The 17,955-nt window shown below is 69.1% G+C and carries 16 protein-coding genes; 4 read left to right on the forward strand and 12 right to left on the reverse strand.

What is annotated here, in order from left to right; all coding sequences use genetic code 11:
- Positions 1–86 precede the first annotated feature (86 nt).
- Positions 87–959, reverse strand: a complete 873-nt coding sequence (locus ACQG07_RS14030; RefSeq protein ID WP_071261542.1) for an ABC transporter substrate-binding protein — start codon at positions 957–959, stop codon at positions 87–89.
- A 208-nt stretch (positions 960–1,167) separates the two neighbouring features.
- On the opposite strand from ACQG07_RS14030, the gene ACQG07_RS14035 reads away from it, so the two are divergent.
- A complete protein-coding gene (locus ACQG07_RS14035; RefSeq protein WP_426738570.1) occupies positions 1,168–2,238 on the forward strand; it encodes a LacI family DNA-binding transcriptional regulator in 1,071 nt (356 codons plus the stop codon).
- A gap of 246 nt (positions 2,239–2,484) precedes the next feature.
- On the opposite strand, the gene ACQG07_RS14040 is transcribed toward ACQG07_RS14035, so the two are convergent.
- On the reverse strand, positions 2,485–3,129 hold the full coding sequence (locus ACQG07_RS14040; RefSeq protein WP_426738571.1) for an SAM-dependent methyltransferase: 645 nt from the start codon (positions 3,127–3,129) through the stop codon (positions 2,485–2,487).
- A gap of 221 nt (positions 3,130–3,350) precedes the next feature.
- A complete protein-coding gene (locus tag ACQG07_RS14045) occupies positions 3,351–4,895 on the reverse strand; it encodes a leucyl aminopeptidase (RefSeq protein WP_124767962.1) in 1,545 nt (514 codons plus the stop codon).
- 87 nt (positions 4,896–4,982) lie between these two features.
- Here ACQG07_RS14045 and ACQG07_RS14050 point away from each other — a divergent pair, with 87 nt between their 5' ends.
- Positions 4,983–5,759 (forward strand): hypothetical protein, encoded by a 777-nt coding sequence (locus tag ACQG07_RS14050; protein WP_274498976.1) that lies wholly within the window; start codon positions 4,983–4,985, stop codon positions 5,757–5,759.
- A 51-nt stretch (positions 5,760–5,810) separates the two neighbouring features.
- On the opposite strand, the gene ACQG07_RS14055 is transcribed toward ACQG07_RS14050, so the two are convergent.
- The 6 genes from ACQG07_RS14055 to ACQG07_RS14080 all read right to left on the reverse strand — a co-directional run bounded on the left by ACQG07_RS14055 (position 5,811) and on the right by ACQG07_RS14080 (position 12,245).
- Positions 5,811–6,950 carry a Gfo/Idh/MocA family protein gene (locus tag ACQG07_RS14055; RefSeq protein WP_426738572.1) on the reverse strand — a complete coding sequence of 380 codons (1,140 nt, stop codon included), beginning with the start codon at positions 6,948–6,950 and terminating at the stop codon, positions 5,811–5,813.
- A complete protein-coding gene (locus ACQG07_RS14060) occupies positions 6,947–7,726 on the reverse strand; it encodes a ThuA domain-containing protein (RefSeq protein ID WP_426738573.1) in 780 nt (259 codons plus the stop codon). The genes ACQG07_RS14055 and ACQG07_RS14060 overlap by 4 nt, the downstream gene beginning before the upstream one ends.
- Before the next feature lie 59 nt (positions 7,727–7,785).
- Positions 7,786–8,667: a carbohydrate ABC transporter permease gene (locus ACQG07_RS14065; RefSeq protein ID WP_426738574.1), complete on the reverse strand. Its 882-nt coding sequence runs from the start codon at positions 8,665–8,667 to the stop codon at positions 7,786–7,788.
- Positions 8,668–8,681: 14 nt separating this feature from the next.
- Entirely contained in the window at positions 8,682–9,680 is a 999-nt protein-coding gene (locus tag ACQG07_RS14070) for a carbohydrate ABC transporter permease (RefSeq protein WP_124767972.1), read from the reverse strand.
- Between the two features lie 5 nt (positions 9,681–9,685).
- A complete protein-coding gene (locus ACQG07_RS14075) occupies positions 9,686–10,945 on the reverse strand; it encodes a sugar ABC transporter substrate-binding protein (protein ID WP_229940496.1) in 1,260 nt (419 codons plus the stop codon).
- A gap of 70 nt (positions 10,946–11,015) precedes the next feature.
- Positions 11,016–12,245 carry a Gfo/Idh/MocA family protein gene (locus tag ACQG07_RS14080; protein ID WP_426738575.1) on the reverse strand — a complete coding sequence of 410 codons (1,230 nt, stop codon included), beginning with the start codon at positions 12,243–12,245 and terminating at the stop codon, positions 11,016–11,018.
- 183 nt (positions 12,246–12,428) lie between these two features.
- Here ACQG07_RS14080 and ACQG07_RS14085 point away from each other — a divergent pair, with 183 nt between their 5' ends.
- Positions 12,429–13,442, forward strand: coding sequence for a LacI family DNA-binding transcriptional regulator (locus ACQG07_RS14085; RefSeq protein WP_249404621.1), 1,014 nt, complete (start codon positions 12,429–12,431; stop codon positions 13,440–13,442).
- A gap of 36 nt (positions 13,443–13,478) precedes the next feature.
- Here ACQG07_RS14085 and ACQG07_RS14090 read toward each other — a convergent pair whose 3' ends face one another.
- Positions 13,479–13,913 (reverse strand): hypothetical protein, encoded by a 435-nt coding sequence (locus tag ACQG07_RS14090; protein WP_159876789.1) that lies wholly within the window; start codon positions 13,911–13,913, stop codon positions 13,479–13,481.
- A gap of 88 nt (positions 13,914–14,001) precedes the next feature.
- A complete protein-coding gene (locus ACQG07_RS14095; protein WP_426738576.1) occupies positions 14,002–15,306 on the reverse strand; it encodes an alpha/beta hydrolase in 1,305 nt (434 codons plus the stop codon).
- A 184-nt stretch (positions 15,307–15,490) separates the two neighbouring features.
- Between ACQG07_RS14095 and ACQG07_RS14100 the strand changes: the two genes are divergently transcribed.
- Positions 15,491–16,882 (forward strand): glycine--tRNA ligase, encoded by a 1,392-nt coding sequence (locus ACQG07_RS14100; RefSeq protein ID WP_064295424.1) that lies wholly within the window; start codon positions 15,491–15,493, stop codon positions 16,880–16,882.
- Between the two features lie 96 nt (positions 16,883–16,978).
- Here ACQG07_RS14100 and ACQG07_RS14105 read toward each other — a convergent pair whose 3' ends face one another.
- Positions 16,979–17,722, reverse strand: coding sequence for a dienelactone hydrolase family protein (locus ACQG07_RS14105; RefSeq protein WP_426738577.1), 744 nt, complete (start codon positions 17,720–17,722; stop codon positions 16,979–16,981).
- Positions 17,723–17,955 lie beyond the last annotated feature (233 nt).

The raw sequence follows: 17,955 nt of genomic DNA on the forward strand, positions 1-17,955 counted from the left end.
ATACGAGATCTTGTCTTAAGTCTCGTGGGCTCGGAGATGTGTATAAGAGACAGGGCCGGTGCTCGGCCCGCACCACGAGACGGGGACTACTCGGTCGACGAGGTCGGGCTGGGGCTGGAGGTCTGCTCCGCCTTCGGGAGGTACTGCTCGGGCATCGGAGAGCCCGGGAACCACTTCTGGTAGAGCTTCTTCCAGGTGCCGTCCTCCATCGCCTCGGCGAGGGCCTTGTCGAGGGCCTTCTTGAATTCGGGCTTGTCCTTCGCGATCGCGAACCCGGCCGGTGCGTCGAAGGACGGGATGTCGATGGCGTTCACGAGCCCGTACTGGGCCGCGTACTCCTTCGCCGCCTCGTAGTCGAGGAAGTGGGCGTCGATGCTGCCGCTGTTGACGGCCGAGATCGCCGAGTTGTTGTCGGGGAAGCGCACGAGCTCGGTGTCGGTGAAGTGCTTGACCGCGTAGGCCTCTTGGAGGGTGCCCTGGACGACGCCGAGGCGCTTACCGGCGAGGCTGTCCGCGTCGGTGATGCCGGAGTCCTTCGCTGCCATGACCGTGAGGTACCCGGCGAGGTAACCGTCGGAGAAGTCGACCGTCTGCTCGCGCTCCTTGGTGATGCCGATGGCGGCGACGCCGACGTCGAACTGACCGTTCGCGACGGCGGAGAGCAGACCGGAGAAGTCCTGACCGGTGAACACGACATCGTCGATCCCGATCCGCTTGGCGACGTCGGTGAAGAGTTCGACGTCGAAGCCGGTGAACGTCCCGTCGGCGTCGGTGAAGGTGTATGGCTTCGAGTCGCCGAGGCTGGCGACGCGGATCTGTCCGGGGGTGATGAGTCCGTACGGGTTGTCCTCGGTGCTGCTCGCGGTTCCGGCACCACCGGAGCACGCGGAGAGGATGAGGGCGGTCGCCGCAGCGACGGCGAGGAGGGCCGTCCTGCGGAGGGTGAAGCGATTCGTCACGGCGAGTCCAATCGTGGGGAGGAGTTCGTGGTGCGTGGAGGGAACCGTCGGCTCGTGTCTTGTGGACGCCGCCAGCTCCATTGCTGTCGTTCTGCTGGTGAGACCGGTCTCAATGTCGTAGGTTGAGACCGGTCTCAACAGGTTGTCCAGGACAGTACCCTGGTTCTCGGACAACGTCAACGACGCAGCAGACCCCATCGGAGGGCACATGGCAACGGATCCGGGTACCGGCAGACGCGAGGCGACGGTGTCGGACGTCGCGAAGGCCGCACGGGTGTCGAAGGCCACTGCGGCCCGCGCGCTCGGCGACTACGGTGCCGTGAGCGAGGATGTGCGGGACCGTGTGCAGGCCGCCGCGGAACGCCTCGGTTACCGCCCGAACGCCCTCGCGAAGAGCATGAACACGGGGAAGTCGAACACCATCGGGGTGGTCATCGGCGACATCGAGAACCCCTTCTTCGCTCGTGCGACCCGGGGGATCTCCGACGTCGCGCAAGCAGCCGGATTCGACCTCATCCTCGCCAATTCCGACGAGGAGGTCGACGCTGAGACGGCCGCGATCGAGCTCCTCCTCGACAAGCGCGTGGACGGGTTCATCGTCACGCCGGCCTCCTCGATCGAAACGAGAAGTTTACAAACGGCGCTCGCCGAGGGGCGTCCCGTGGTGCTCCTCGACCGTCGTGCGGCCGGCATGGAGGCCGACACGGTCGTCGCCGACAACGCTTCGGGGGCGTTGACGGCGACCCGGCACCTCCTCGCCGCCGGTCACCGCCGCATCGCCTTCGTGTCGACGCTCGCCCACGAGCACCCCTACGCCTTCGGGGACGATATGGGATCCTCCTCGGTGGGCGACCGCATCGACGGGTTCACGGCGGCGCTCGGCGAGGCCGGCGAGGAGGATGCCGCGTCCTTCGTCCACCTCAACGCCCGCGCAGAGGGGATCGACGTCATCACGCGACGGGTGCTCAGTGGCCCGGACGCCGTCACGGCGATCGTCGCGTCCGACAGCCTGGTCGGTTCCGCCGTGTTCCGGACCATCCGGGAACTCGGCTTGGCGATCCCCGGCGACGTGTCGCTCATCGTCTTCGACGACGCCGATTGGACGAGCCTCACGACGCCGCCGATCACCGTCGTATCCCAGCCGATCTACGAACTCGGGGCGGAGTCCGCGCGTCGGCTGATCGCGCGGATCGGGGGGACGGGTTTCGACGCGGAGGAGTTCGTGCTCGCCCAGACGCTCATCGAGCGCGGCTCCGTGGGTGCGCCTCCGACCCGCTGACCCCTGATCGCTGACCCGATTCGACCTCAGTCCTGTCCCTAACTCAGGAGTGCTGCGGCGTGTCGGTTGAGACACGCCGGCCGGGCGGCGCGACGCGCCGAGCCACTCCTGAGTTAGGGACGTGGAGGATCCGGTGTGAGCCGGGGGTGCGCGGCGGGTGTTGTTGTGTCCCTAACTCAGGAGTGCTGCGGCGTGTCGGGCGCGACGCGCCGGCCAGGTGGCGCGACACGCCGGGAGGCTCCTGAGTTAGGGACGTCGGCGCAGGACGAGGACGCTGTCGTCGAGCTCGGCGGGCTCGCCGTCGGGCCCGATCGCGGCGCGCGCGACGAGGCCTGCGGTGACGACCTCCCAGTCGGTCGCCTCCAGCTCCAGCGAGGCGTGGACCTCCTCGGGCGTCGGGAAGTGGGCGTGCGCGATGTGCTCGGTCGCCCAGGGCGGCGGGCCGGCGTGGCCGACGATGAGCAGCGTGCCGCCGGGAGTGACCGCCGACGCCGCACGGCGCAGGACCGCCTCCCGGGGGAACTCGACGGGGGAGTGCAGGAAGGTCGCGGTGACGAGATCGAACGACGCCGACGGTTCCCACTCGACGAGGTCGGCCTGCACCCAGGTGACGCGATCGGCGACCCCCGCCTTTGCCGCGGTCGACGCTCCGAGGGCGAGCGCGCTCGGGGAGATGTCGACCGCGGTCACGGACCAGCCCTGCCGGGCGAGCCAGACGGCGTCGGCGCCCTCCCCGCTGCCGAGCTCGAGCGCGGTGCCGGGCACCAACCCGCCCACCTCGCGCTCGAGTGCGGCGTTCGGCTTGCCGCTCCACACCTGGCCGCGGCTGCTGTAGCGGTGCTCCCAGAAGGCGGCGGGATCGGTGATGGCGGGCTCGTGCTCGGAGGTCATGGCATCAGCCTGCCGTGACACCGGCTGCGAACACGTGATTCTTGCCGGAACGGCAACGGAGGTTGTCGCTGGGTGGCCTTCGACACTTCGACAGGCTCAGTGACCGGGTTGCGGCTGGGCTGATCCGGTCACTGAGCCTGTCGACGTGCTCGCGGGGAAGGTGGTCCGGTCGCCGCCCACCGACAGGCTCAGGGGACCGGGCATCGACGCCGCGTCCGGCGTCAGGCGCGGAAGTTGAGCGCCAGGTCGATGAGGAGGCGCGTGCCGTACCCGGTCGCACCCTTCGACCGCCAGGACTCGTCCGACTCCACGAGCATGGTGCCGGCGATGTCGAGGTGCGCCCACGGGATGTCGCCGACGAACTCCGCGAGGAACAGGGCGGCGAGCGTGGAACCGGCGAACCGGCCGCCGATGTTGGCGAGATCCGCGACGTCCGAGTCGAGCTGCTTCCGGTAGCTGCGTTCGAGCGGCAACTGCCACAGCTGCTCGTCGGTGGCCTTCGATGACGCGAGCGTCTGGTCGACGATGCCCTGGTCGGTCCCGTGCACCGCAGCCGTCTTCGTGCCGAGCGCCATGATCGCGGCACCGGTCAGCGTCGCGATGTCGACGATCGCGTCGGGCTCCTCCTCGACGGCGAGGCTCAGGCCGTCGGCGAGGACGAGGCGACCCTCGGCGTCGGTGTTTTTGATCTCCACGGTGGTGCCGTTGCGGAACGTCAGCACGTCGCCGAGCATCGTGGCCGAGCCCGAGGGCATGTTGTCCGTGCACATGAGGAACGCCGTGACGCTGCTCGTGCAGTGCAACTCCTCCAGCGCCGTCATGGCGGACAGGATCGCTCCGGCGCCCGCCATGTCCATCTTCATCGCCGCGTGGGACGGGTCGGACGGCTTGAGCGAGATACCGCCCGAGTCGTACATGATGCCCTTGCCGACGAGCGCGAGGTGTCCTGCGGCCTCGATCGGCGAGCCGTCGTCGTCCTTCGGCGTGTACCGGAGCTTGATCATGCGCGGTTCCTCGACGCTGCCGGCGTTGACCCCGAGCAGGCCGCCGAGACCGAGCTCGATGAGCGCGTCCTTGTCGAAGACCTCGACGTCGAGCCCGTTGGCGGCACCGAGCGTCTCGGCCACCTCGGCGAGGTCGGTTGCCGTGAGATGTCCGGGCGGCGTGTTCGCGAGGTCGCGGGCGAGGTTCGCCGCGCGGGCGAGGACCTCACCGCGGTGCGCGCCGGTCGCGGTCTCCGGGAGGTCTTCAGCACCGGCGACGAGGTGGAGCGCGACGAGCGGGGTGCGCTTGGTCTCCCGCTTCAGCTCGGTGTAGCGGTACCGGGCGAGGAGCGCGCCCTCGACGACGAGCTGGCCGGCGGAGGCCGGGTCGAGGTCGAACGAGCGCGCCACGTCGAGGCCGATGCTCGCGAAGGAGGATGCCGCACGTGCGAAGGCAGCAGCGATGTCGCGGAGGGCTGACGGGGTGCGCTTCTCGGGGGCACCGACGCCGACCGCGATGTACGTCGGGGCGTCCTGGCTGGGGATGACCAGCGTCTGGCCGATCTCGCCGGTGAAGCCGGCGCGGGTCAGGGCCGCACGGTCGAGTCCGAGCGCGGCGGGGATGTCGTCGCCGGCACCGTCGGCTGCGGGGGCGACGGCCAGGCCGATCGCCTCGACGCCCTCGGGGAGTTCGATCGCTACGCTCAACTCGACCGCCTCGGCGTCGAGTGAGGGGGTGCGGGAGAAGGTCGGCGGGATCAGCTTGGTGGGGCGGGATGGCATGCAGCGTCCTTCGTCTCGGAGTCGGGCTGGATCCATCGTATGGGCCTCACCTGGCCGCTGACGCGAGGGGTCTGGCAGGATGCCGGGATGGGTGCATGGGGAACGGCGATCTTCTCGAACGACACGGCGTCGGACATCCGCACCGAGTACCGCGAGTACGTGCAGGACCGGGTGCCGGACGATGAGGCGACGCGACGGACCATCGCGTCGTTCGCCCACCTGGTGGAGCGCGAGGACGGCGAGCTGTGGATCCCGCTCGCGGCCGCGCAGAGCGAGGTCGGCCGACTCGATCCCGACGTGCGGACGCGGGCGCTCGCGGCGATCGATCGCGGTGCCGACCTCGAGTTGTGGGCCGAAGCGGGCCCGGGGGAGGTCGCCAGGCGGACCGCGGCCCTCGACCGCCTCCGCGAGAAGCTCCTCGGCCCGCAGCCTGCACCGAAGCGCCTCCGTCGATCGTGGCGCCACGTGGAGGACGACCTGACGCCGGGTGACGTCCTCGCGTTCACGGCTCCCAACGGACTGACCGCCCTGTTCCGGGTCGCCGGCATCCATCGGTCCCGATACGGCGACTCACCCGAGCTCGACGTCCTCGACTGGGTGGGCGAGCAGATCCCCGGGCCGGAGACCCTGGCGACGCTGCGAGCGAAGCGCGAGCCGGCGTCGTTCAGCCTGCCGGAGCGTCCGGTCGTCTGGCAGCCGCACCGCTTCCGGAGGACGGACCCCGTGTGGCACGAGGTCGGCTTCGTCCGTGTCGCACGCCTCGAGGGGTGGCCGAACAGGCCGGGCCAGACGCCGGGCCACTCCGGCCTCTGGCGGGTGCTCAACCTGGTCGTGACCCGAGACCTCCTCGACGGCACCTGGTGAGGTGAGGCGGATCGTCGCTCGCGGGGTGCGCGGGCGACGATCCGCCTCACCTCAGCGGGAGGCGACGAGCGCGGCCCGGACGTCGGCGCGCGGCTCGGCCTCGATCGCCCGCGTGTGCGCCTGGGCGAGCACGTCGGCGATGACCACGCGCTCGCCGGACTCGGCGGACCGCACGGCGGCCTCCACCATCGCGAGGCTCAGCACGTTGGCGTGCACCTCACCCGACGGGACACGCCCCGTGCGCAGGGCATCGACGAACTCGACGAGCGAGCCCGCGATCTCCTCCGGTACGTCCGGCTCGAGCTCAGCGGTCTCGACCGCCGACGGAGATCCGCCCTGCGGCGCGAGCTGCCGCTGCGGAGCGGAGTCGCCGTCCCAGACGGCCGTGCCGTGCTCGCCGTTCACCCGCCAGCTGCCGTTCCACGAGGTCTCCACGCCGTCCGCACACCAGCTGCCGCTGTAGGTGTACCGGACGCCTCCGGCGAACTCGAAGACCGCGGTCGCGGCGGCGCCGGCGGAGAACCAGCTCCACCCCGGGTTGTACTCCTCGCAGTACACGGCGATCGGGTCGCTGCCGAGGACGTAGCGGGCGGCGTCGAAGGCATGGATCGCCATGTCGACGAGCAGCACGTGCGCCATCTCCTCGCGGAAGCCGCCGAAGTGCGGTGCCTTGAAGAACTCGGTCGTCGCGGATCCGAGCCGACCGAGCGTGGCGACCTGCTCCCGGAAGGCGGCGATCGATGCGTAGTAGCGACGCGACTGGCTCGTCATGAGCAATTGCCCGCTGGCCTCGGCCGTCGCCGCCAACGAGAGGGCCTGCGCCACCGTCGGTGCGATCGGCTTCTCGCAGAGCACCGGCAACCCGGCGAAGAGCGCCTCGGTGTTCACCGGGTGGTGCGCGGCGGGCACGGTGACGTTGACGACCGCGTCCGCCCCCGTCGCCTCGGCGACGACCGACACGCTGGTGCCGACGACGACACCCTCGGGCCCCGCCCGGAGCCCGGCCTCGGTCACCGCCGACTCGGCGAGGGCCGTGTCGAGGTCGACGACGCCGACGAGTTCCGTGTCCGGGTTCGCGAGGATCGTCCGCAACCAGGCCCGTCCCATCCCGCCCGCACCGACGAGCACGAGCCGGACCGGCCTGGTGGCGTCCGCGAGCGTCGCGAAGCCACCGTCGACAGGAGCACTCATCGCGCGAGCGCCCCTTCGTACCCGCGGCCGTTGTAGAAGTCCTCGGTCTCGTACCGAAGGAGGACCGGCACCGCGCGTTCCGGACGCAGCGTCTGCGCCCAACGGACGCCGTTCGCGAGGACGCGACGGACGTGCTCGTGGTGGTAGACCGGGTAGTCCTGGTCGCCGGGGGAGAAGAAGAAGATCTTGCCGAAGCCGCGCTTGTAGGTCATGCCGGAACGGAAGACCTCGCCACCGGTAAAGGTCGAGAGGAAGACGAGCTCGTCGGGCGCGGGGACGTCGAAGAACTCGCCGTACATCTCCTGCGCCGGGATGATGAACGGGTGCGGGATCCCCTGGGCGATCGGGTGGGTGGGGTCGACGGTCCAGACGATCTCGCGGTCCTCCTCCGACCGCCACCGGAGCGTGCACGAGGTCCCCATGAGCTTGCCGAAGATCTTCGACCAGTGGCCGGAGTGCAGCACGAGCAGGCCCATACCGGCGAGCACGTGCTGGTGCACGCGCTCGACGACCTCGTCGGCGACCTCACCGTGAGCCGCGTGGCCCCACCAGACGAGCACGTCGGTCGCGGCGAGCACCTCCTCGGTGAGCCCGTGCTCCGGTTCGTCGAGCGTGGTCGTGGTCACCACGGCGTCAGAGCCGAGGTGCTCCTCGATGCCCTCCTTGATGGTCGTGTGCATGCCGTCCGGGTAGATGGCGCGGACCTTCTCCTCGATCTGCTCGTGGCGGTTCTCGCCCCAGACGAGGACGCGGATGGGGGTGCTGCTGTCGGACATGGTGGTGCTCCTTCGAGGATGCGTTGCGTGGTCGGAGAGGGTGTCGGAGTGGTCGTCGGTCATTTCACGGCACCGCCCGTCGCACCCGCGGCGATGAACCGCTGGGCGATGACGAGCAGCAGGATCGCGGGCAGGGACGACAGGACGGCGGTCGCCATCACCGCGCTCCAGTTCGAGACCTGCGAGCCGAGGTACAGGTAGATGCCGAGCGTCACTGGCCGGACGTCCTCCGTCGTCGTCAGCGTCAGGGCGAACAGGAAGTCGCTCCAGGAGAAGAGGAAGGCGAACAGGCCGGCGGTGATGAGCACGTTGCGGCTCACCGGGAGGACGATCGAGACGAAGGCCCGCACGTGCCCCGCGCCGTCGACCCGCGCCGCCTCCACGATCGACGGAGGGATGGTCTGCATCGACGCCCGCAGGATGAGGATCGCGAACGGGATGGCGTGCGAGGCGTCGGCGAGGATCAGCCCGGGGATCGAGTTGAGCAGGCCGAGGTCGTTGTACGCCGAGTAGAGGGCGTTCGCGATCACGATGCCCGGGATCATCTGGGCGATCAGGATCACGAGGAGCGCGATGCTGATCCAGCGGAACCGGAACTGTGCGAGGGCGTAGGCCGCTGGGGCCGCGATCGCGAGCGACAGGACGACGGTACCGAGCGAGATGATGAGGCTCGTGACGAGGTGCCCGCCCTGGTCGGCGATCGCCTTCTCATACCCCGCGAAGCTCGGGTTGATCGGGAAGAAGTCGCCCGTGAGTGTGTTGCCCGACGGCTGCAGCGACGCGTTCACCATCCAGTAGACGGGGAAGAGCATGATCGCGAGGATGAGGATGCCGACGACGGTGTAGCCGAGGTGGCGTCGGTCGCCGCGGTGTCGACGCGGGCCGACCGGGGCGAAGCGGCGCGTCTGCCGGCCGCCGGTCACGATGCTGGTCGTGGTCATGAGGGTCCGTGTCCTTACTCGTCAACGGCGCGTCGGTTGACGCGGAGGTAGACGATCGCGAAGAGGAGCGAGATGACGATCAGGATGTTGCTGAAAGCGGCGCCGACGCCGAACTCGAAGTTCACGAACGACTCCTGGTAGGAGCGCACCGCGAGGGTCTGGGTGGCGTTCGCCGGCCCGCCGTTCGTGAGGCCGAGGATGATGTCGAGCACCTTGATCGTGTAGACGACGCCGAGCACGAGCACGACGCTGACCACGGGGCGGAGGTTCGGCCAAGTGATGTGGCGGAACGCCTTCCAGCCGGTCGCGCCGTCGAGCGCTCCCGCCTCGTAGAGCTCGTCGGGGATGTCCTGGAGGCCGCCGTAGAGGATCGTGACGTTGAACGGGATGCCGATCCAGATGTTGACGAGGACGACCGCGAACAGGGCCACCGACGGGCTCGTCAGCCAGGGGACGCCCGACAGGCCGATGGATCCGAGGGCGGCGTTCAGGACGCCGCTGTCCTGGTCGAGGATCGACCGCCAGGTGGCGCTCGACACGATCAGGGGGAGGAGCCAGGGGAGCAGCAGCATCGCGCGGAGGAACGAGCTCAGGGGGAAGCGTCGCTTGAAGAAGACGGCGAGCGCGAGCCCGATCACGAACTGCCCGGCGATCGACCCGATCGTGAACAGCGCCGTGTTGAGCAGCGCCGGTGTGAACAGCTGGGAACTGAACACGGTCACGTAGTTCGCGAACCCGACCCACGGCGCCTCGCCCGTGAAGAACGTCTTCGTCGTGTACTCCTGGAAGCTCATCGTGACGTTCTTGACGACCGGATAGCCGAAGAAGAGCACGATGTAGAGCGCTGCTGGGAGGACGAAGCCGAGCTTGATCAGGTCTTCCCGACGGAAGCGTCGGGACCGGCGGCCGGCCCCGGCGGGGGTGCGCTTGGTCGGCGCGCCCCCGTCGGTGCCGCTGGACCGCTGGCCGGTCTTCCGGTCCTGGAGCGATGCTCCGGCGATGCCACTGCTCATCGGGATCAGCCCGCGGCCGCCTGCTTGAACGCCTCTTCAGGCGTCGCCTGCCCGGTCAGGGCGAGCTGGATGGCGGTGTAGATCTCGGTCGCGGCCTCCGGCCACTCCTCGCCGAGCTCGCCGGTGCGCGAGCGGGCGTTGGCGACCTGCTCCGTGAACGCGGCCATCTCGGGGACCTTCGCGACGTACTGCTCGGCCAGGGCCGTCTTCGTCGGGACGGTGAAGCGGGCCTCCGCGAGGGCGAGCTGGTTCTCGTCGCTCGAGATGCACTCGACGAACTTCGCCGCCTTCGCCTGCTTGTCCTTGTCGCCGGTCACGGGGACGGTCCAGACCTCGCCACCGAGCGGGGCGACAGGTGTCTGGCCGGCCTTGTTGACCGGAACCTGCACGCTGCCGTACTTGAGGTTGGTGTCGGCGCTGAGGGCCGGAATCTGCCACGGGCCGTTGATCATCATCGCGGCCTTACCGGCCATGAACTGGTCGTTCACGTCGGCCTGCGACCAGTTGATGACGCTCTTCGACGCCGAACCCGAGTCCACGAGGTCGACCTGCAGCTGGAGGGCCTCGGCGACGGCGGGCGTCGTGAGGTCGGTCTCGTCGCCGCCGTTGGTCCACATGAACGGCAGGAACTGCCAGCTGCCCTCGTAGGTGGCGATGGAGCTGAAGGCCAGCCCGTAGGTGTCGCCCTCGGTCAGTGCAGCGGCGGCCGTCTTGAGCTCGTCCCACGTGGTCGGCGGGGTGATGCCCTTCGCCGCGAGGAGGTCCTCGTTGTAGAAGAGGCCGAGGGTGTTGACCGTCGGCGCCAGGCCGTAGACCTCCCCCTCGTAGCTCGCCGCGTCGAGGATGCCCTTCGCGAAGCCCGAGGTGTCGACGCCGTAGTCGCTGAGCGGCGAGAGGCCGCCGGTCGCGGCGATCTCCTGGACGTCCGGGTTGTCGAGCATGAGGACGTCGGGCAGCGTTTTGGACGACGACTGCTGGAGCACCTTCTGGATGAGGTCCTTACCGGGGACGGTCTCGCGCTTGATCTTCACGCCGACGTCGTCCGCGCACCGGTCGAGGGCGTCGCCCACGAGGGTCTTGTCGGGTTCGTTGTTGTAGTAGTCGAGGATCGTGAGGGTGCCGGCGTCGCCTCCGGCCGCCGCGCCACCGCCACCGCTGCACGCGGTGAGGGCGAACGGGGTGATCGCGAGGATCGCGAGCGATCCGAGCACATGCGGCCGACGGATGATGCGTGGCCGGGTGTCGCGGGTGGTCGTGGATCTCATGTCATGGCTCCTTTGCCTGGTGAGTGGTGTTCGTGATGCGGTGGTGATCGTGGTGCGGTGGGTGGTTCGGTCAGCGGTCGAGTGGGATCCAGGCGGCGCCTGCGTCGGCGCTCGCCGAGACCGCGGTGAGCACGCGCTGCACCAGGAGGCCGTCGGCGAAGCCAGGTTCGGGCGCCCGGCCGGCGGCGAGGTCACGGGCGAGGTCGGCGACCTCGTGGACGAAGGTGTGCTCGTAGCCGAGACCGTGTCCGGCCGGCCACCAGGCGTCCGCATACGGGTGGCCGGGTTCGGTGACGAGGATGCGCCGGAAGCCCGCCTCCTCGGCCGGGAGGGTGTGGTCGTGGAACTGCAGCTCGTTCATGCGCTCGAAGTCGAAGACGAGCGATCCGTCGGAGCCGTCGACCTCGAGCCGCATCGCGTTCTTGCGACCGGTGGCGAAGCGGGTGGCCTCGAACGTCGCCAGGGCGCCGCCGTCGGTACGCGCGATGAACACGACCGCGTCGTCGACGGTCACCCGCCCGGTGAGGGGTTCCGCCGCGTCGCCATCCTCGGGATCGTCGCCCGCGGTGGCGCTGAGGCCGCTCGACGAGGTGGGGAGCGGCCGCTCGGTGACGAAGGTCGAGGTCAGGGCGCTCACGCCGGTCAGCTCCTGCCCGGTGACGAACCGTGCGAGATCGATGATGTGGGCGCCGAGGTCACCGAGCGCACCGGAGCCGGCCTGGTCGGCGTCGAGCCGCCAGACGAGCGGGAACGTCGGATCCGCGATCCAGTCCTGCAGGTACTGGGCCCGGATGTGACGGATCGTCCCGAGGCGACCGTCGGCGACGAGCCGTCGTGCATAGGCGAGTGCGGGGGTGCGCCGATAGCTGAAGCCGACCATCGCGTGAACGCCGCGTGCCGCAGCTCGCTCGGCCGCGGCGTTCATCCGCTCGGCCTCCTCGAGCGTGTTCGCGAGCGGCTTCTCGCACAGGACGTGGATACCGGCGTCGAGTGCCGCGATCGCGATCTCGGCGTGGAGGTGGCCAGGGGTGCAGATGTCGATCACGTCGATGTCGCCGCGGGTGAGGAGCGCTCGCCAGTCCGTCTCGACGTCGGCGATCCCGAACCGGTCGGCGAACGCGCGGGCGGCGTCGGCACCGCGACCGCTGACGGCGACGAGGTCGACCCCGCGGCCGAGGTCGAAGAAGCGGGGAGCGGTGGTCCAGGCTTGCGCGTGGATCGTGCCCATGAAGCTGTACCCGACGATCGCGACGCGCAGTGGCTGCTCGGACCGGCGGTCCTCCGTGGTCGGTACAGGCATCAGCACGGCTCCTTCGCCGGTCGAGGTCGGATCGCGCAGACCAGAAAGTTAACCGGTTTACTGCGCGCTTCGGGAACCAGCATGCACTGCGTCGCCGGAGTCGTCAAGGAGCAATTTAACCGGTTTACCGAATCGTGATCCGTGAGAGACTGACCGGACAGCACCGCACCTGAACGGGGATCCATGGCAACGATGCGTGACGTCGCGCGACTCGCAGGGGTCTCGGTCGCCACGGTGTCGTTCGTCGTCAACGATTCGAAGCCCGTGTCCCCGGCCACTCGACTGCGGGTGGAGTCGGCGATGGTCGAGCTGGACTTCCGCCGGAACGCGGTCGCCCGTGCGCTCGCGAGCCGGCGGACCCGCATCATCGCACTGCTGTTCCCGGTGCTCCAACATCGACTGTCCGACAACGCGGCCCGCTTCTTCACCGGTGCTGCGGAGGCTGCCGCTGAGCTCGGGTACACCGTCGTCCTCTGGCCGGAGCCGAGCGACCCAGACGCGCTTCGCGAGTTCACCTCCGATGGCCTCATCGACGGCGTCATCCTCATGGAGGTGCGGCTCGACGACCATCGGGTCGACCGTCTCCTCGCGGCCGGGACGCCACTGACGCTCATCGGTCGGACGCGCGACCCCTCCGGTCTGGACTACGTCGACGTCGACTTCGAGGGGATGGTCGAGTTGTCCATCGACCGCTTGCAGGCTCTCGGTCACCGGGAGTTCGCCCTGCTCGAGGAGGTCGAGCGGGCCGACCTCGACGGTTACGGCCCGGTGATCCGCGTGCAGGAGACCTTCCACGCCGTGTGCGCGGCCCGTGGACTCCGCGCTCGGACGCTCCAGTGCACTCCCGATCCGGCCGGTGGTCGCGAGATCGCGGCGGCCCTCCAGGAGGAGGCGCCCGAGGTCACCGCCGTCCTCGTGCTCAACGATCGGGCGGCCCTCGGTTTCGTGAGCGAGCTCGGCAGGCGCGGCGTCTCGGTCCCCGACGACCTGTCCGTCGTCCTCGTCGCCTCCACGCGAGAGGTGTCGGAAGCGGCCGACCCGGCACTCGCCGTCACGTTGCTGCCCGCCGCCCAACTCGGCCGAATGGGCGTCGAGACCCTCGTCGGCCGTCTCGACGGCACCCTCGGTGAACTGCGTCACGAACTCGTCATGGGCGCCTTCCTCGAGGGCGCGTCCCTCGCGCCGCCGCCCGATTGAGTCATCTCGTCGCGTGCATGGCCCGCGAGCGACCGGTCACTGCACCTCAGGGTGCCGGGAGGACTCCGCCGCTCGGTTCGCGATCGCCCGGTGCCGTGCCTGCCCGATCAGTGATTGGGTGTAGCCGACGCGGTTCATGGTGTCGTGTCGGGCGAAGTCGGTCGAGATCGGGACCTGCTCGGTGTAGGTGTACGGGCCGGCCTGGACGTTCACGGAGACGAACCCCGAGACACGCCTCTCCTTCGCGAACAGGAACAGCAGGCTGAGGAAGAAGAACCAGATCAACACGATGACCAGCACGATGGCCCACGCCGGGGTGTGGGTGGTCGTCGAGGTCTGATCGCTCGACGTCACGTTGACGTCCGCGAGCGGCCACGTGCCGGCGGGTGTCATGATCACGTCCTCAGTGACCCTGATGTTGCCGATCTGGACGAGGAGGGGCTGTGGCATCGGCGGGAGCTGGGTGGTCATGGGCATCGACCATAACCAATCGGTCCACACCGCCGCCGAAGTTCTCCACAGGCCACGATGGAGTGGAAGCCGGGGTGGCAGAGCCCCGTCACGGTCGTTGGAGACCGATCCGCGGGTAGAGCGCACGGAGCGTCTGGTCCAGCCCGCCCGTGAGCGAGCTGGCGCCGTGGTCGCCACCCGGTATCGCGAAGGTCTGGACCTTCCAGCCGGCCGCCGTCGCGGTGGATGCGGCGCGCCGCATCATGTCGGTGTAGACCGCGTCCGCCGTCCCCGCGGAGAAGAACGCCTCGGTGTCGGCGTATGTCGTCTTCGCCATGATGGTCGCCGGTTTGATCGCGTCGTACGCGTTCTGGTCGCCGTTGAACATCACGCGCAGGTTGTCCGCCGGGAGGCCGGCTCCGGGATACTCCTCGCCCGAGACACTGACGACGTTGCCGAAGGTCTGCGGGTACTTGGCTCCGTAGTAGATCGCACAGCTGCCGCCGGCCGAGTACCCGGCGACCGTCCAATCCTTCGGCGACTGGAGGATGTGCAGGTTCGCCTTCGCCCAGGGGAGGACGTCCTGCGTGACGTAGGTCTCCACCTTCCCGTACCGCCCGTCGATGCACAGCGGATCCACCGAGGGGTCGCCGAGCTGGTCCACGACGAGCGCGATGGGGGCGAGCCCCTGGTGGTCGGCGGCGATCGCGTCGAGCGCCTCGCCGATCCACTTCGCGTCGGGGTCACCCGGTTGTCCCATCATCATGAGGACGAACGGGAGCGCCGGGGGATCCTTCACGAGTGCAGCGGGTGGGTAGTAGACCTGCGCCGGGCGGGCGTTGAACCCGGAGTTCGTGTTCGGGATCCGGTCGCCGGTGGGAAGCGGGCCGAACCTGCCTGTCTTCGGCAGATCGGCCGGCGGCTTCCACGTCTCGTACAGCGGACGGGCCGGATCGCCGGTGGGCGTGCTCGTCGGCGTCACGAGGGTGATCGGCTTGCGGTTCTGGACGTGGAACATCGACCCGAGGGTGGTCTGGACACCGTACGCGCCGTTGACGCCCAGCGCCGCGGTCGCGCCGAAGACGAGGATGCACGCGACGGCGATGACGCGCCGCTGCCACGAGACGCGCCAGCAGATCGTCAGGACGGCGAGCGCGATGCCGGCGAAGACGCCGATCAACCAGGGCTCCGCGGAGCGGATCAACGGCCCGCCGAAGAGGTTGAGCACGTCGAAGACCAGCCACACCGTCCCCAGGGCGAGGAGCGCGCCGGCCAGGAGGGCGACGGCGGCGCTCAGGTACCACAGCAGCCCGGACCGACGGATGACGAGGTACAGCAGGCCGGCGATGCTGAGCCCGTCGAGCACCCAGACGAGTGGACCGTCGATGACGTCGAGGTTCCACAGCCAATCCATCGATGCTCCATCCTGCGTACCGCGATGGTTGTCAGGCTAGGCGGCCGCCCTGAGCGGGACAAGGGCCGTTGGGCGTCCTCACGGGCTCGCCCATAGGATTGAGGGGTTCCGGGAGCGGGCGCCAGCCAGGCGTCAGCACCGGAAGGTACCGCCGCGTGGCAAGCGGCACGGAGGATCCACACCCATGGCAGAGCAGTCCCATCTCGAGTCCGTCATCACCCTGGCCCAGCACCGCGGCTTCGTCTTCCCGTCGGGAGACATCTACGGCGGCACGCGGTCTGCGTGGGATTACGGGCCCCTGGGTGTCGAGCTCAAGGAGAACATCAAGCGCCAGTGGTGGAACGCGTTCGTGCGTGGCCGCGGCGACATGGTCGGTCTCGACTCCGCCGTCATCCTGCCCACCCCGGTCTGGGAGGCGTCCGGTCACGTCAAGGTCTTCAGCGACCCGCTGACCGAATCGCTCATCACCCACAAGCGGTACCGGGCCGACCACCTCTTCGAGGCGTACGAGGCCGAGCACGGCCACCCGCCGGAGAACGGCCTCGCCGACATCCCCGACCCCGAGCACCCCTCGAAGGTCGGCCAGTGGACCGAGATCCGTCAGATGTCCGGCCTCCTGAAGACCTTCCTCGGCGTCGTCGACGACGAGTCCGGTCTCCACTACCTGCGTCCCGAGACCGCCCAGGGCATCTTCACGAACTTCGCGAACGTGCTGCAGACGGCCCGCAAGAAGCCGCCGTTCGGCATCGGCCAGATCGGCAAGGCGTTCCGCAACGAGATCACGCCCGGTAACTTCATCTTCCGCACCCGCGAGTTCGAGCAGATGGAGATCGAGTTCTTCGTCGAGCCCGGCACCGACGACGAGTGGCAGCAGACCTGGATGGACCTGTGCTGGGCCTGGTTCATCGACCTCGGCATGACGCCCGACAACATCCGTTGGTTCGAGCACCCGCAGGAGAAGCTGGCGCACTACTCGAAGCGCACCGTCGACATCGAGTACAAGTTCGGCTTCGCCGGCAGCGAGTGGGGCGAGCTCATGGGTGTCGCGAACCGCACCGACTACGACCTCAAGGTGCACGCCGAGCAGTCCGGCAAGGACCTCAGTTACTTCGACCAGGCCAAGAACGAGCGGTACATGCCGTACGTCATCGAGCCGTCCTTCGGTCTGACCCGTGCGCTCATGGCCTTCCTCGTCGACGCGTACGAGGAGCAGGAGCTGCCGCCGAACGCCAAGGGCAAGATCGAGAAGCGCACCGTGCTGCACCTCGACCCGCGTCTCGCGCCCGTCAAGGTCGCCGTGCTGCCGCTGTCCCGCAACGAGGCGCTGTCGCCGCTCGCCCGCCAGATCGGCGACGAGCTGCGCGGCTCGTGGAACATCGACTTCGACGACTCGGGCGCGATCGGCCGCCGCTACCGTCGTCAGGACGAGATCGGTACTCCGTACTGCGTGACCGTCGACTTCGACTCGCTCGAGGACAACGCCGTGACGGTCCGCGACCGCGACAGCATGCAGCAGGAGCGTGTCGCCATCGACGAGCTGTACGCCTACCTCGCCACCCGCCTCAAGGGCGCGTAGGCCTCCGCCGTTTCACCCGAACGCCCGCTCGCCCATGTTTGGGCGAGCGGGCGTTTCTTCGCCCAGAAACGGGCGAACGGACGTGGATGGCTCGGGCTAGGCGTTGCCGAGTGAGGTGTCGAGGAACGCGAGCGTCTTCACCCAGGCGTCGGCGGCCGCGTCCTCGCGGTACGTGATCGTGTTGGTGTCGTTGAAGAAGGCGTGACCGGCGTCGGGGTAGACGGTCGCGGTGAACTCGACACGCGCGTCCTCCATCGTCGTGGTCAGCTCGGGCAGGCTCTGCATGAGGCCCTCGTCCTGGTCGCCGTAGAACGCGAGGACCGGGCAGGCGATGCTCGTCACAGCCTCGGGCTCCGGCGGGTAGCCGTAGAACGGGACAGCGGCGCGGATGCGGCGGTCGGCCGCGGCGAGCGCGAAGCTGTAGCCGCCACCGAAGCAGAAGCCGACGACGGCGACGCGCCCGTCGATCCCCTCCTCGTCGAACAGGGCGTCGACGGCCTTCCCCAGGTACCCGAGCGCCTCCTCGGCGTACTCGGGCGACTTCGAGGCCGAGAGCTTCTCGCGCAGCTTCGGCTGTGCCGCGGTCCTCGTCGCCTCGTCACTGTTGAAGACGAGGCTCTCGAGCTCCGCACCGATCTCCGGTGTGACGCCGGCGCCACTCAGGATGTCGGGCGCGATGACGAGGTACCCCTCCGCGGCGAACCGGTCGGCGACGTCGGTGATGTGCGGGACGAGGCCCCAGATCTCGTGGATGAGCCCGAGCCCGCCGCGGAGCTCGACGCCCTTCGGCGGATCGGCGCGGTAGGCGGTGAGGCCCTTGGTCAGCGTGATGGTCGTCATATCGCCAGTGTTCCAGCCGACCCTCCGCACCGGCTGGGGGTTGCGCTGCCCGCGAGTTATCCACAGATTCCGAACGAGCAACCGAACTGATGTTTCAGATGGCTACAGTCGAGCTGTGGCGTGCCCACGGGCCGGCTCTCCTCACCGCGAGGTGGCCCCTGGACCTCGACCTACTCCGCTCGGAGTCGTCGACATGCCGACCTGCCCCCTCGTTCCATCCGCGATCAACACCC

It is taken from the genome of Plantibacter sp. 2H11-2 (assembly GCF_050031945.1).
GTDB classification, from domain to species: domain Bacteria; phylum Actinomycetota; class Actinomycetes; order Actinomycetales; family Microbacteriaceae; genus Plantibacter; species Plantibacter auratus.